14 protein-coding genes are annotated in these 13677 nt (G+C 60.6%); 6 read left to right on the forward strand and 8 right to left on the reverse strand.

The annotated features are described in order from the left end of the window. Nucleotides 1–123 precede the first annotated feature (123 nt). From FW800_RS01125 to FW800_RS01145, 5 genes are all read right to left on the reverse strand, one after another. On the reverse strand, nt 124–1152 hold the full coding sequence (locus FW800_RS01125) for an AbrB family transcriptional regulator (RefSeq protein WP_446436799.1): 1029 nt from the start codon (nt 1150–1152) through the stop codon (nt 124–126). Continuing rightward, nucleotides 1145–2659 carry a tripartite tricarboxylate transporter permease gene (locus tag FW800_RS01130; RefSeq protein ID WP_057701193.1) on the reverse strand — a complete coding sequence of 505 codons (1515 nt, stop codon included), beginning with the start codon at nt 2657–2659 and terminating at the stop codon, nt 1145–1147. The genes FW800_RS01125 and FW800_RS01130 overlap by 8 nt, the downstream gene beginning before the upstream one ends. Nucleotide 2660: 1 nt before the next feature. After that, on the reverse strand, nt 2661–3119 hold the full coding sequence (locus tag FW800_RS01135; RefSeq protein ID WP_078820537.1) for a tripartite tricarboxylate transporter TctB family protein: 459 nt from the start codon (nt 3117–3119) through the stop codon (nt 2661–2663). 61 nt (nt 3120–3180) lie between these two features. Further along, the gene (locus tag FW800_RS01140) at nt 3181–4164 is read right to left on the reverse strand and encodes a Bug family tripartite tricarboxylate transporter substrate binding protein (RefSeq protein ID WP_446436800.1); all 984 of its coding nucleotides are present in this window, start codon (nt 4162–4164) and stop codon (nt 3181–3183) included. 47 nt (nt 4165–4211) lie between these two features. Then, nucleotides 4212–5504: an OprD family porin gene (locus tag FW800_RS01145; RefSeq protein ID WP_446436801.1), complete on the reverse strand. Its 1293-nt coding sequence runs from the start codon at nt 5502–5504 to the stop codon at nt 4212–4214. 247 nt (nt 5505–5751) lie between these two features. On the opposite strand from FW800_RS01145, the gene FW800_RS01150 reads away from it, so the two are divergent. Both FW800_RS01150 and FW800_RS01155 read left to right on the forward strand, forming a co-directional pair. Then, nucleotides 5752–6423: a response regulator gene (locus tag FW800_RS01150; protein WP_005785982.1), complete on the forward strand. Its 672-nt coding sequence runs from the start codon at nt 5752–5754 to the stop codon at nt 6421–6423. Beyond that, entirely contained in the window at nt 6416–7801 is a 1386-nt protein-coding gene (locus tag FW800_RS01155; protein WP_032877273.1) for a sensor histidine kinase, read from the forward strand. Before FW800_RS01150 ends, FW800_RS01155 begins: the two co-directional genes overlap by 8 nt. On the opposite strand, the gene FW800_RS01160 is transcribed toward FW800_RS01155, so the two are convergent. Together FW800_RS01160 and ygfZ are read right to left on the reverse strand one after the other, a co-directional pair. Further along, the gene (locus tag FW800_RS01160) at nt 7802–8623 is read right to left on the reverse strand and encodes an HDOD domain-containing protein (protein WP_032877272.1); all 822 of its coding nucleotides are present in this window, start codon (nt 8621–8623) and stop codon (nt 7802–7804) included. 36 nt (nt 8624–8659) lie between these two features. Further along, a complete protein-coding gene (gene ygfZ / locus FW800_RS01165; protein WP_446436802.1) occupies nt 8660–9601 on the reverse strand; it encodes a CAF17-like 4Fe-4S cluster assembly/insertion protein YgfZ in 942 nt (313 codons plus the stop codon). A gap of 139 nt (nt 9602–9740) precedes the next feature. On the opposite strand from ygfZ, the gene FW800_RS01170 reads away from it, so the two are divergent. Continuing rightward, a complete protein-coding gene (locus FW800_RS01170) occupies nt 9741–9995 on the forward strand; it encodes an FAD assembly factor SdhE (RefSeq protein WP_032877270.1) in 255 nt (84 codons plus the stop codon). Next, nucleotides 9979–10425 (forward strand): protein YgfX, encoded by a 447-nt coding sequence (locus tag FW800_RS01175; RefSeq protein WP_223018527.1) that lies wholly within the window; start codon nt 9979–9981, stop codon nt 10423–10425. The genes FW800_RS01170 and FW800_RS01175 overlap by 17 nt, the downstream gene beginning before the upstream one ends. On the opposite strand, the gene nadB is transcribed toward FW800_RS01175, so the two are convergent. Continuing rightward, complete coding sequence (gene nadB / locus FW800_RS01180; protein WP_078820542.1) at nt 10394–12010, reverse strand: L-aspartate oxidase; 1617 nt, start codon at nt 12008–12010, stop codon at nt 10394–10396. The two genes, FW800_RS01175 and nadB, sit on opposite strands and share 32 nt — an antisense overlap. 461 nt (nt 12011–12471) lie before the next feature. Here nadB and rpoE point away from each other — a divergent pair, with 461 nt between their 5' ends. Together rpoE and FW800_RS01190 are read left to right on the forward strand one after the other, a co-directional pair. Continuing rightward, complete coding sequence (rpoE, locus tag FW800_RS01185) at nt 12472–13053, forward strand: RNA polymerase sigma factor RpoE (protein WP_003172477.1); 582 nt, start codon at nt 12472–12474, stop codon at nt 13051–13053. A 32-nt stretch (nt 13054–13085) separates the two neighbouring features. Next, nucleotides 13086–13673: a sigma-E factor negative regulatory protein gene (locus FW800_RS01190; RefSeq protein WP_005786011.1), complete on the forward strand. Its 588-nt coding sequence runs from the start codon at nt 13086–13088 to the stop codon at nt 13671–13673. The last annotated feature ends 4 nt before the right edge of the window (nt 13674–13677 follow it).

Raw genomic sequence — 13677 nt, forward strand, 5'->3', positions numbered from 1 at the left:
CGAACTGGTTGGGCTGAGCATCACTCGGTTGATTCAACGCTGTGATCAGGGAGATGGATAGCTGTGAGAATTGACAGTGCCGACGAATGGTAGGGGCCTGGGGCGACCCAAGCCAAAGCAAGATCAGTACTGCCGATTCCAATGCCTGAATAACGGCTCCGCCAGAAACAACACAAACAATAAACGCATCACCTGCATCGCTGTCACCAACGGTACCGACAATTGCAGGGTCTCTGCCGTCAGGCTCATCTCGGCAATGCCGCCAGGCATCATGCCCAACGTCAGTGAGCGCAGATCCAGGTGGGTCAGCGCACTCAACCCTACCGCTGCCAACGTGGCGAGCGCCATGGTCAAGGCCGTGCCAATCAAGGTGCGGCCCATGAACGCCGGTGCGCTGCGGAAGAACTGCCGATTGAAGTGGCAGCCCAAACCGCTGCCGATCAGCCATTGGCCGATCTGGCTGCCGCCGTCGGGCAGGCCAATGTGTAAATCCCAGGTCACGCTGGCGATGGCACTCACCAGCAATGGCCCGAACAACCAGGGATTGGGTTGGCGCAAACGCTGCCAGCTCCAGGCCACCAGCGCACCTACCGGGAACAGCAGGGCCAGCCACGTCCAGTCCACAGGTGCCGGGTGAAACTGCGGTGCACCGCCGCCCAGCAAATACTTGAAGATCGCCGGCACACACAACACCACCCCCAGCACACGCAGGCTTTGCCCTGCCGCCACCCGGCTGAGTACCGCACCATTGCGGGCGCCCAGGTTGACCATCTCCCCGGAGCCGCCCGGCATACTGGAGAAAAACGCCGTGGCGCGGTCTTCACCGCTGCGGCGCATCAGCCACACCCCCACCACGCTCGACAAACTGGTGACCAGCGCCCCGAAGAAGATCAGGCCGAAGTGGCTCATCACCTGTTCGATCACCACGGGCGTGAAGTGCAGGCCGATGCCGATGCCCACCACCCATTGGCCGCACTTGCGCCCGCCGGGAATCTCCGCCAATTGCCAGGGCGTGAGGCAGCGAACCAGGATGATCGCCAGCAACGCGCCGACCATATACGGCAAAGGCCAGCCGACGAGGCTGGCCAGGTAACCGCCGGCCAGGCCGACCAGCGGTGTTCCCCACCAATGTTTGAAGGTGACTTCAGACATCGGCTACGGCACGGCGCTGCAAGGAGCGCTTGCGCCAGATACGCAGCAATGGCACGAGCAGCATGATGGCGGTCAGTACCCATACACCGAAGGTGATCGGGCTGGACCACAGGATCTCCAGCGCGCCATTGGAAATCGACAATGCGCGACGCAGGTTCTGCTCCATCAGACCACCGAGGATAAAGCCCAGCAGCAACGGCGACAGTGGGAAGTCAAGCTTGCGCAGGATGTAGCCGAAGATGCCGATGGCGATCATCAGGAACAGATCGAAGGTGGTGGCATGGACGGCGTACACGCCAATCGCGGTGATGATAGCGATCACCGGTACCAGCGCCCAGTTCGGCACGGCAAGGATGCGCGTGAAGATACGGATCATCGGGATGTTGAGGACCACCAGCATGATGTTGGCAATAAACAACGAGGCGATCAGGCCCCAGACGATATCAGGTTGCTGTTGAAACAGCAGCGGACCGGGGGTGATGTTGTACAGCGACAGCGCGCCGATCATCACGGCCGTGGTACCCGAGCCGGGAACGCCGAGGGTCAGCATCGGCACCATGGCGCCGCAGACCGAAGCGCCGATGGCGGTTTCCGGTGCGGCCAGGCCGCGCATGTCGCCTTGGCCGAATTTGCCGCTGGCGCCGGCGATACGTTTTTCGGTCATGTAGGCCACGGCCGAGGCCATGGTCGCGCCGGCACCGGGCAACACGCCGATGATAAAGCCCGACACCCCGCAACGCAGGTTCACGGTCAACACCGACAAGGCTTCCTTGACGTTAAACATCATGCGCCCGGTGGCTTTCACCGCTTCCTGGCCGCGGTGAGTTTTCTCCAGCAGCAGCAGGATTTCACTGATGGAGAACAGGCCCAGCACTAGCACCACGAACTGGATGCCGTCGGTCAGGTGAATATTGTCGCCGGTAAAGCGGTACACACCACTGTTGGCGTCGATGCCCACGCAGGCAAGGAACAGGCCGATCAGCGCCGACACAAAGGTTTTCAGTGGTTTGTCACCGGCCATGCCGCCCAGGCAGACAATCGCAAATACCATCAACACGAAGTATTCCGCCGGCCCAAAGGCAATTGCCCATTTGGCCAGCAGCGGGGCGAACAGCACCATGCCGCAGGTGGCGATAAAAGCACCAATGAACGAGCTCCAGGCAGACAGCGACAGCGCCACGCCGGCCATACCTTTACGAGCCATCGGGTAGCCGTCGAGGGTGGTCATCACGGTGGAGGCTTCGCCCGGGATATTAAGCAGGATCGAGCTGATCCGGCCGCCGTATTCACAACCCAGGTACACGGCTGCCAGCAGGATCAGCGCTGACTCGGGCGGCAGGCCCAGGGCAAACGCGATGGGGATCAACAGTGCCACACCGTTGATCGGTCCCAGGCCCGGCAGCAGGCCGACCACGGTGCCGATCAGGGTGCCGCACAATGCGGTCACCAAGTTGTAGGGGCTCAGCGCGACGCCGAAACCCTGGCCCAAATAGCCAAAAGTATCCATATCAGTTCTCCAGAACGTCGAGCAGACCGAGGGGCAGTGGCACATCCATAGTTTTATCGAACAACAGATAAAGACCGATGCTCATCAAGGTGATGATGACCACGCTGTGCAACCAGCGGCCGCCATACAGCCGCGCCATCGGAATACCGATCAGCATGCTGCTGAGAATGAAACCCAGGGATTCGAAAGTGCTGGCAAACACCAGCAACAAGGCCACGCAGATCCCGATTTTGATCAGGGTCGGGCGGTCCAACGCTGGCTCATCGTCGGTGTGCTTGGTCGGTTGCGGACGAATCAGCATGTAGATCAGCGCCAGGCCCATCAGCCCAATCAGCAGCAGGGGGAAAGCCCGAGGCCCTACCGGTTCGTAGGAAAAGGCCGCCTGATACGGCCAGGCCATCAATGCCAGGCCGATACAGGCCAATAACATCACGGCAGCGAAAATGCGTTGAAAGAGCATGGAAAACTCCTGGGCCACGCCCTCGATGCGTGAAGGCGTGGCCGCGCGAACAGGTAGGCAATTACTGGATCAGGCCGAACTCTTTGGCCAATACTTTGTAGTCGGCCACCTGTTTCTTCACGTAGGTGTCCAGCTCCTGGCCGGTCATGGCGAACGGGAACAGCTCGCGTTGGTCACGCAGCTTGGCGAAGTCCTCGGATGCCAGCAGTTTGTCGAACGCGTCTTTCCACCAGGCATAGTCGGCATCGCTGACTTTTGGCCCAAGGTAGAAACCGCGTACCACCGGCCAGACGATGTCGTAGCCTTGCTCCTTGGCCGTCGGAATATCTTTCATTTCCGGCTCGTCCAGGCGCTTTTCAGCGAACACGGCCAGTAGGCGCATATCGCCGCTTTGGATGTGTGGCATGGAGTCGGAAATGTCGGTACTGCCTACCTGGATATGGCCGCCCAGCAGCGCCGTGGCGATTTCGCCGCCACCTTCGAGCGCCACATAACGCAGGTCACGCGGGTTGATGCCGGCGGCCTTGGCGATCAGTGCGGTTTGCATCCAGTCCTGGCTGCCGACGGTGCCACCGGAACCAATCACCACCTTGCTCGGATCTTTCTTCAACGCCTGGACCAGATCGTCGAGGGTCTTGTAGGGCGAGTCGCTTTTCACCGCGATGGCGCCGTAGCTGGTGCCCACCGCCGCCAGCCAGCGCACGTTGGTTTCGTCGAAGCGACCGAACTTGCCTTGGGCCAGGTTCAACAGCGAACCACTGGACCAGGCCACCAGCGTGCCGGCATCCGCAGGGCGCTGGGCCACTACCGCGTTGTAGGCTACCGCGCCCACGCCGCCGGGCATGTAGGTCACGCGCATCGGCTTGCTCAGCAGCTTCTGGTTGACCAACGCGCTTTGCGCCAGCTTGCAGGTCAGGTCGAAACCGCCGCCAGGTGAGGCCGGGGCGATACATTCCGGGCGCTTGGGCTCGTCGGCGGCCAGCAACTGGCCGGCGAACAACATGCAGCCGGCGGCGAGGGCAAATTTACGCAGTGAAGGGGTCATGGTTATCTCCATCGTTGTTGTTATAAGGTTTTAGTACCAACGCACATTTACCAAAGGGCAATGCTATAGCTGACCAGCAAACGCATTTCATCCGCATCACGGGCTGAATAGTTGGAGCGATAGGTCGCGTTACGCAGGCGCACAGCCACATCCTTGAACGTGCCGCTTTGCACCACGTACTTGATCTCGCTGTTGCGCTCCCACTCTTTGCCCGTTTGGCCGTTCTTGAGCTTGATGTTGTCGCCCGACAGGTAACGGCTCATGAAACTCAGGCCTGGAATCCCCAGCTTGGCGAAGTCGTAGTCGTAGCGTGCCTGCCAGGAGCGTTCTTCGGCGCCGGCAAAGTCGTTGATCTGTACGAAGTTGACCAGGTACGGGTCGCTGCCATCCACATACGGAAAGGCGCTGTCGCCCGACATGTGCTGGTAGCCGGCGCTGAGCTTATGGCCATTGAGGGCATAGCTGAACAGGCCGTTGAGGGATGTGTTGTCGATATTGCCGCCGCGGGCGCTACCGGTGTCGTCACTGATGGCCATGCGCAGGTCGGCGGCAAACGTGCCGGGGCCCATCGGGCGCGCGGCGACCAGGCCGAGGAAATGCTGGCGGTACACGTCATCGAGTTGGGCGAAGTGATAGCTGCCGGTGATTTTGTCGGCGAACTTGTAGTCCACGCCGCCGAAGTTGAAGTGCTTGCCGGTGGCGCCACTGAGGAAGCGGCTGTTCTTGTTATTGAGCGCAATATCTTCGTAATTGGTGTCGTCGCGGTCCTTGGCCTTATCCAGGCGGCCACCAGTGAACACAAGGTTCTTGAATTCCTTGGACGTCAGCAGGCCACCGTTGAAGGTCTGCGGCAGGATGCGACCGTCGTTGGGCTTGAGGATTGGCAATTCGGGTATCAGCGCGCCGATCTTCAGCTCGGTGGCGGAGATTTTCACTTTGCCGGTCAGGCCCAGCTTGGAGTACTCATTGGCGGCACGGCCGTCGTCGTGGGTCGGCAGCAGGCCGGTGCCGGTGCGGTCGGGGCTGGAGTCGAGCTTGATGCCGAGCATACCCAGCGCATCCACGCCAAAACCGACAGTGCCGTCGGTGTAGCCCGATTGCAGGTTGAGCATGAAACCCTGGGCCCATTCATCGCGTTTGGATTGCTGCGCACGGGTACCGTCGCGAAAGTCGCGGTTGAAGTACATGTTGCGGGTTTCCAGGGTCGCGCTACTGTCTTCGAAGAAGGCAGCCTGGCTTAGCGGCGAAAAGCCGGCGAAGGCGCAAGCACTGGCGAGAGCGGTGTGGCTCAGACGGCAAGAACGAACAGGCGTGCAAGCCTGGGGCTGTGTCGACAGCATCGTGATGGACTCCATTATTGTTCTTATTCTTGGCGAAAACGCTTCGAGGCGTTTTTCGGGCGCTACGGGTGAGGCAGCTCGGCGGGCAGAAACCACCGTAGCTGGATGCTAAAGGGCGAAGCTTTCACTAACCTTTCAATTGTCTTTCAATGTTTTCGGGCTTCACAGGGCAGGTTGCGCCTGTAAACTCGCCGGCCAGCGGGCCAATAAAACGCCGCACCGACCACTCTTCATGAGGTAGAAATTCATGCGTGTCCTCTTGGTTGAAGACCATCTGCAGCTTGCCGAAAGTGTCGCGCAAGCGCTCAAGGGCATGGGTCTGACCGTCGACGTGCTGCACGATGGTGTGGCCGCGGACCTGGCCTTGGGCAGCGAGGAATACGCGGCGGCGATCCTCGATGTGGGCCTGCCGCGCATGGATGGTTTCGAGGTGCTGGCGCGCTTGCGGGCCCGAGGGAAAAACCTGCCGGTGCTGATGCTGACGGCACGCAGTGATGTCAAAGACCGCGTGCACGGTCTGAACCTGGGTGCCGATGACTACCTCGCCAAGCCGTTCGAACTGACAGAGCTGGAAGCGCGGGTCAAGGCGCTGCTGCGCCGCAGTGTACTGGGTGGGGAGCGCCAGCAGACGTGCGGGGTGCTGGTATACGATCTGGACACACGACGCTTCACGGTTGGCGGTGAATTGATGACGTTGACCTCCCGCGAGCAAGCCGTGCTCGAAGCCTTGATCGCCCGACCCGGCCGCGTGATGAGCAAAGAGCAATTGGCCTCTCAGGTTTTCGGCCTGGACGAGGAGGCCAGCCCCGATGCCATCGAAATCTACGTGCACCGCCTGCGCAAGAAGCTCGACGGCCAGCCCATCGCCATCGTGACGTTCCGCGGCCTGGGCTACTTGCTGGAAGCCCGCGATGCATAAGCCCAGCAGTCTGCGCTGGCGCTTGCTGTGGAACCTGGCGCTGTTGCTGGTTCTGTTGATGCTCGCCAGCGGCATGAGCGCCTACTGGAACGGACGCGAAGCCGCCGACACGGCCTATGACCGCACGCTGTTGGCTTCGGCGCGCACCATTGCCGCAGGCTTGACCCAGGTGGACGGCACCCTCAGCGCCAATGTGCCGTATGTGGCCCTCGACACCTTCGCGTACGACAGTGCCGGGCGCATCTATTATCAGGTCAACGATATCCACCAGAAGCTGATATCCGGTTACGAAAACCTCCCAGGCCCGCCGCCCGGCACCCCCCGCACCGACGATTACCCGGCCCTGGCGCGCTTCTACAACGCCATGTACCAGGGCCAGCACGTGCGAGTGGTGAGCCTGCTCAAGGCCGTTTCCGAGCCGAACATGAATGGGATGGCCGAGATTCGTGTCGCGGAGACCGACGAAGCACGCGTTGCCATGGCCCGCAGCTTGATGGCCGACACGTTGCTGCGCCTGGGGATGCTGGCCATCGGCGCGTTGCTGCTGGTGTGGTTTGCGGTGAGCGCTGCACTGCGTCCGCTCGAACGCCTGCGTACAGCGGTGGAAGAACGCCAACCCGATGATTTGCGGCCGCTGCCATTGGTGGAAGTTCAGGATGAGTTCGGCCCGCTGGTGCGCTCCCTCAACCATTTCACCGAACGTCTGCGCGGCCAGTTCGAGCGCCAGGCGCAGTTTATTGCCGATGCTGCCCACGAACTGCGTACGCCCTTGGCGGCGCTCAAGGCTCGCCTGGAACTGGGCTTGCGTGCCCAGGAGCCGGCCACCTGGCACAGCACCCTGGAAAGCGCTGCCCAGGGCACCGACCGCCTGACCCATCTGGCCAATCAATTGTTGTCGCTGGCCCGTATCGAAAACGGTGCCCGAGCCATTGCTGAAGGAGGCGCGCAGTTGCTCGACCTCAGCCAGTTGGCGCGCGAACTGGGCATGGCCATGGCGCCGCTGGCTCACGCACGCGGGGTGGCCTTGGCACTGGAGGCGGACGAGCCGGTCTGGTTGCGCGGTGAACCGACGCTGTTGAATGAGCTGCTGAGCAATCTGGTGGACAACGCTATGGCCCATACGCCACCTGGCGGCAATGTGATTTTGCGCGTGACCGCGCCGGCGGTGCTGGAGGTTGAGGATGATGGCCCAGGCATCCCGTTGGATGAGCGGGACCGGGTATTCGAGCGCTTTTATCGCCGTAGCCAGCAGGGCATGGGGTCTGGCTTGGGGCTGGCGATTGTCGGGGAGATCTGCCGTGCGCACCTGGCGCAGATCAGCCTGCATGATGGCGAGTTGGCCGGGTTGAAAGTGCGCGTGAGTTTTATCGCCGGTTGATCAGTAGAACATCGACCGTGCTTCATCCAGTTCGGTGCGCGATTTCTCGCTGTAGAGATCAATTCGCAGCTTTTTCATCGCAGGCACGCTGGTAATGTCGACTTTCGCCAGCGGATGGTCGGTGTTGTGATGGCAGTAGAGCACGGCGATCTGCACCAGATCCACATAGTCGAGTGTGGCAGAGTTGCGTTCCAGGTTCAGGTACTGGCCCGGCAGTTTCGCCAGCATTTCGGGGAAGTCCCAGCCACTCAGCAGTTTGTCGCCCAGTAACGGATGAATACTTTCGATGACGTGGTTGAGGCTAACCGGGTCGGAAAGCAGCTCGTAGTGGTCTTCGGCGTAGGTGAGGATCGGCAGCACGCCGATCTGATGCACCAACCCGCCGAGGGCCGCCTGGTCGGCCTTGAGGTGACTATGCCGGCGACACAAGGCATAGCTGACGCCGGCGACTTCCAGGCTACGGCACCACACATCGCGCATTTTCTGTGCGACCACTTCGGAGCGGGCGTGAAAAATCTGCTCCATCACCAGGCCGATGGCCAGGTTGCTGCTGTAGTTGGTGCCCAGCCGCGTGATGGCCGTGTGCAGGTCGGTGACTTCCTGGCTCGCCCGTAACAGCGGGCTGTTGACCACCTTGATCAGGCGCGCCGACAGGGCGGTGTCGCGACTGATCACCTTGCTCAAATGACTGATGCTGATCTCAGGGTCTTCGGCGGCCTGGCGAATTTTCAGGGCCACCTCCGGCAATGTCGGCAGAACCAGGTCATCGTTGTCGATGGCCGTCACCAACGCCTGTTGGACTTTTTCCGCCAGCTTGTTCATTCATGCTCTCTAGGGTGCTGCAAAAAGGTATGGCGATTAACGCTGGATCTCGCGATCACGGTCCAGTTGGTAAGGCAGATCAAGCAGCTGCAGGCCGGGCCCTTCCAGGCTGCCTGTACGCACGTCGCCACTCTCGGCAGCTTCGGCTTGCAGCACAGCGAGAAGTTCAATCGACTGGTCAGCTTTTGCCGCGATCACGACCTCGCCAACCGCGCTGTTATAGCCTGGGGAAAACAGCGGCGTGCCGGGCTCGGGTAATTGCGTGGCTTCAAGGCTCAGTCGATACAGGCGCCGCTTGAGTTTGCCCAGGTATTGCATGCGCGCGACGATTTCCTGGCCGGTGTAGCAGCCTTTCTTGAAACTGACGCCGCCCACGGCTTGCAGGTTGAGCATCTGCGGGATGAACAGTTCGCGGGTCTGCGCCATTACCTGGCCGATACCTGCGCGAATCTGGCCAAGCAGCCAGGCATTCAACTCAGCCTGTGGCAATTGCGCGGCCAGTTGGCTACGCACGGCGTCGGCTTGTTCGGTGGGCACCCAGAGTTCGGCACGGCCGGGGGACACACGAATAGCGATCAACGTGTCGGTGCGCACCACGCTGTCGGTTTCGGCGGGTAGCGCCAGGCCAAGGGCGGCCAGGGGTGCGTCTGCGTCCGCCAGCCCGAAGCGTACCCAGGCGGAGCTTTCGTCAGTAAGTTTGGATTTGGAGAACACCGCGTATTTCTTCAGGTCTGCCAACTGCGGTTCGAGCAGCTCCGTGGCCATGGCCAGGAGTACGCCGTCACCTTGCAGCAGGATGCGGAAGCTGGACTGCATCCGGCCTTTTTGCGTGCAGCGCGCGCCCAGGCTGGCCTGGGTATCACTCAGGTAATTGAGGTTGCAGGTCAGCTGGCCTTGCAGGAATTTGGCAGCATCAGAACCGCGGGCGGCGAGAACGCCTTCGTGGGACAGGGGGCAGAAGAAAGCAGAGTCAGCCATGGGTCATCGCAGGTTAAAAAGTCATGGGTGCATCATAGAGGGGCGTCCGGCAAATGCATAGTTTCGTCGCGGGCGACCAAAGCCGACTGTTCCGGTGTCGCCGGGCCTGTATACTTGCGCTCTATTTTAGGAGGGCTCCATGGTCGAAGATGTAGAAATCAATCGCCTCTACTGGCACAGCCGTCGTGGCATGCTGGAGCTGGATGTATTGCTGGTGCCTTTCACCAAAGAGGTGTACGCGACGCTCGATCAGGTGGACCGCGACCTCTACGTCAGGTTGCTGACCTGTGAAGATCAGGACATGTTCGGCTGGTTCATGGAGCGTGCTGAATCTGAAGATCCAGAGCTGCAGCGCATGGTTCGGATGATCCTGGATCGTGTCCAGCCCAAGTAATCGTTTTGAATGCCGCTGGCAGGCCTCGCGGCGGTTGCTGGCGGCGTATCTGCTTGCCCTGCTGATCGCACTGGGCAGCCTGCTGGTTTTGAACCTGCCTTATTCGAGCCTCGGCATCCTGTTATGCCTGGCACACTGTGCGTGGGTGCTACCGCGCCATGTTCTGCTTACTCACCGTTCGTCGATTCGTGGCCTGCGCCGCGACGAAGATGGCTGGCAGTTATGGAGCTCTGCGCGTGGCTGGCACGCCGTGCAACTTCGCCCCGACAGCCTGGCGTTACCGTTGATCGTGGTGTTGCGTTATCGCGTGCAGGGTGAGCGGCGAGTACGCGCGGTCTGTGTGCCCAAGGACGCGCAGGCCGCGGATGTGCATCGGCGCCTGCGGGTACGCCTGAAGTTCAGCCGCCGTAGGTGGTTGGCACCAGAATAGTGTCGCGGGCTTCGGGCAACATCTGCGGATAATCGAGGGTGTAATGCAGGCCCCGGCTTTCCTTGCGCTCCATGGCTGAGCGGATCATCAACTCGGCCACTTGCGCCAGGTTGCGTAATTCGATCAGGTCGCGGCTGACTTTATAGTTGCTGTAGAACTCGTCGATCTCGTCCAACAGCAAACGTACCCGGTGCTGCGCCCGTTGCAGGCGCTTGTTGGTGCGCACAATGCCCACGTAGTCCCACATGAAACGCCGCAACTCGTCCCAGTTGTGCGCGATGATCACGTCTTCGTCCGAATCGGTGACCTGGCTGGCGTCCCAGCGGGGCAGGGCGGCTGGAACCTTGATGCGCGGCAGTTGTTCAAGGATATCCGCTGCTGCCGAGCGAGCGTATACGAAGCACTCAAGCAGCGAATTGCTGGCCATGCGGTTGGCGCCGTGCAGACCGGTAAAGCTGGTTTCACCGATGGCGTAGAGGCCGGGCACGTCGGTGCGCCCGTGCTGGTCAACCATCACGCCGCCGCAGGTGTAGTGCGCAGCCGGCACTACCGGGATCGGGCCTTTTGTGATATCGATATTGAACGTCAGGCAGCGTTCATAGACGGTCGGGAAGTGGGTCTTGATAAACGCTTCGGGCTTGTGGCTGATGTCCAGATATACGCAATCGATCCCCAGACGCTTCATCTCGTGGTCGATGGCGCGGGCGACAATGTCGCGCGGTGCCAGCTCGGCGCGTGGGTCGAAGCGCTGCATGAAGCGCTCGCCATTGGGCAGCTTCAAGTGCGCACCTTCGCCGCGCAGGGCTTCGGTGATCAGGAAGCTCTTGGCTTGCGGGTGATACAGGCAGGTGGGGTGGAACTGATTGAACTCCAGGTTGGCCACCCGGCAGCCCGAGCGCCAGGCCATGGCAATGCCGTCACCGCAGGCGCCGTCAGGGTTGCTGGTATAGAGGTAAACCTTGGCGGCCCCGCCCGAGGCAAGAATAGTGAAGCGCGCCCCGTAGGTATCGACTTCGCCACTGGTGCGATTGAGTACGTAGGCGCCGAGGCAGCGCTCGCCCGCAAGGCCCAGGCGTTTTTCGGTGATCAGGTCGACAGCGACGCGTTGCTCCAGCAATTGGATGTTGGGCCGTTGGCGAGCCTGATCGAGCAAGGTCTTGAAAATCGCGGCACCCGTGGCGTCGGCGGCGTGAATGATACGGCGATGGCTGTGGCCGCCTTCGCGTGTCAGGTGGAACTCAAAGCCGCCGTCGTCGCTGCCGGCATGTTCATCACGGGTGAAGGGCACACCTTGGTCGATCAGCCATTGGATGGCTTCCCGGCTGTGCTCGACGGTGAAGCGCACGGCCTCCTCATTGCACAGGCCGCCGCCAGCGTTAAGGGTGTCTTCGACATGCGATTGCACCGTATCGGTGTCGTCCAGTACCGCCGCGACACCGCCCTGGGCCCAGAATGTCGAGCCGTTGGCCAGGTCGCCTTTGCTCAAAACCGCAATGCGCAGGTGGCTGGGTAGGGTCAGGGCAAGGCTCAAGCCGGCTGCGCCGCTGCCGATCACCAGCACATCGTGTTGAAACTGTTGGCTCATTGGAAGGATTCCGCAAAAAGCGATCCGAAGGAGCGGCGCAAACAGGACGCCTGGATCGGCGAATCAAAGGGTCACACGGGCCACTAGTATATAGAGGGGTGGAGCGGCACAATAGCCACGCATTCGTGGCATTGTGAGATTATGCTGCGCAGCTTTGGGAAACAGCCGGTTGGCGGGACGGGAACTTTTTGCATGGGCCCCGACTCAATAGCAGGTTGCCCGAAAGCTGGGAAAACGTTGAGTTTATTGGCCCGTCGGGAGCATTGGACGCGTCACGAAACCGGCGACAAGATTATTCGCGCAGCCGGCCCCGCCCGGGCTGCGTTTTTCGTGTGTGCCAAATCAGTGCATGCCGGAAACTTGCTTGAAGGGGGAGAACTTTTGCGAAAAGCCCGAGTCTATGTTTGCAAGCCTGATCGTTTAGTTATGCAAGCCTCCTTCAAGTACAACGAGGAGTGTTCATGCTAACCCAGGAAGAGGATCAGCAGCTGGTCGAGCGCGTACAACGCGGCGACAAGCGAGCATTTGATCTGCTAGTGCTGAAATACCAGCACAAAATTCTCGGGTTGATCGTGCGGTTTGTGCACGACACCCATGAAGCGCAGGACGTTGCACAGGAAGCCTTTATCAAGGCGTACCGTGCACTTGGAAATTTCCGCGGTGATAGTGCGTTTTATACGTGGCTATATCGCATCGCCATTAACACGGCGAAGAACTATCTGGTGTCTCGCGGCCGCCGCCCACCAGACAGTGATGTCAGTTCAGAAGATGCTGAATTTTATGATGGTGATCACGGCCTCAAAGATCTCGAGTCGCCGGAGCGTGCATTGCTGCGCGACGAGATCGAAGGCACCGTCCATCGAACAATTCAGCAACTGCCAGAAGATTTGCGTACGGCATTAACTTTACGTGAATTCGATGGTCTGAGTTACGAAGACATTGCGAGCGTCATGCAATGTCCGGTGGGGACTGTAAGGTCACGGATTTTCCGGGCCCGGGAAGCCATCGACAAAGCCTTGCAACCATTGTTGCAGGAAAACTAAAGACAGCGGCGACAGCCAAGAGAGGAACCGCCATGAGTCGTGATGCCCTGCAGGAATCGCTGTCCGCAGTGATGGATAACGAAGCGGATGAACTGGAACTTCGTCGAGTGCTCAACGCATTTGATGATGCCGAAACCCGTGATACCTGGTCTCGTTACCAAGTCGCTCGGGCGGTGATGCACAAGGATCTTTTAATCCCTCGTCTGGATATTGCTGCGGCCGTTTCTGCCGCGCTGGCTGATGAAGCCGTTCCGGCCAAAGCTGCTCGTGGCCCGTGGCGTAGCCTGGGTCGACTGGCAGTGGCTGCCTCGGTGACCGTCGCTGTACTGGCTGGTGTTCGTCTGTACAACCAAGACGAAATTGCCGGCGCCGAACTGGCCCAGCAAACTCAGCAGCCCGTCATGGCGGGTCCGCAAGTCAAAGGCCCGGCTGTACTGGCAGGCTACAAGGAAAGCTCTGATACCACAGGTCCGATGGCCAATGGTGTGCTTCAAGGGCAATCCGGCTGGCAAGATCAGCGTCTACCAGGCTACCTGCGTCAGCACGCACAGGAATCGGCCGCCAAAGGCACCGAAAGCGCTCTGCCATACGCTCGCGCAGCCAGTCAGGAAAACCGCTGATCCG

The sequence above is a fragment of the Pseudomonas sp. 910_23 genome, assembly GCF_052850795.1.

Coding starts and splice junctions, on each gene's coding strand:
- FW800_RS01125 (WP_446436799.1), bottom strand. CDS start 1,152: ATGTCTGAAGTCACCTTCAAACATTGGTGGGGAACACCGCTGGTCGGC.
- FW800_RS01130 (WP_057701193.1), bottom strand. CDS start 2,659: ATGGATACTTTTGGCTATTTGGGCCAGGGTTTCGGCGTCGCGCTGAGC.
- FW800_RS01135 (WP_078820537.1), bottom strand. CDS start 3,119: ATGCTCTTTCAACGCATTTTCGCTGCCGTGATGTTATTGGCCTGTATC.
- FW800_RS01140 (WP_446436800.1), bottom strand. CDS start 4,164: ATGACCCCTTCACTGCGTAAATTTGCCCTCGCCGCCGGCTGCATGTTG.
- FW800_RS01145 (WP_446436801.1), bottom strand. CDS start 5,504: ATGCTGTCGACACAGCCCCAGGCTTGCACGCCTGTTCGTTCTTGCCGT.
- FW800_RS01150 (WP_005785982.1), top strand. CDS start 5,752: ATGCGTGTCCTCTTGGTTGAAGACCATCTGCAGCTTGCCGAAAGTGTC.
- FW800_RS01155 (WP_032877273.1), top strand. CDS start 6,416: ATGCATAAGCCCAGCAGTCTGCGCTGGCGCTTGCTGTGGAACCTGGCG.
- FW800_RS01160 (WP_032877272.1), bottom strand. CDS start 8,623: ATGAACAAGCTGGCGGAAAAAGTCCAACAGGCGTTGGTGACGGCCATC.
- ygfZ (WP_446436802.1), bottom strand. CDS start 9,601: ATGGCTGACTCTGCTTTCTTCTGCCCCCTGTCCCACGAAGGCGTTCTC.
- FW800_RS01170 (WP_032877270.1), top strand. CDS start 9,741: ATGGTCGAAGATGTAGAAATCAATCGCCTCTACTGGCACAGCCGTCGT.
- nadB (WP_078820542.1), bottom strand. CDS start 12,010: ATGAGCCAACAGTTTCAACACGATGTGCTGGTGATCGGCAGCGGCGCA.
- rpoE (WP_003172477.1), top strand. CDS start 12,472: ATGCTAACCCAGGAAGAGGATCAGCAGCTGGTCGAGCGCGTACAACGC.
- FW800_RS01190 (WP_005786011.1), top strand. CDS start 13,086: ATGAGTCGTGATGCCCTGCAGGAATCGCTGTCCGCAGTGATGGATAAC.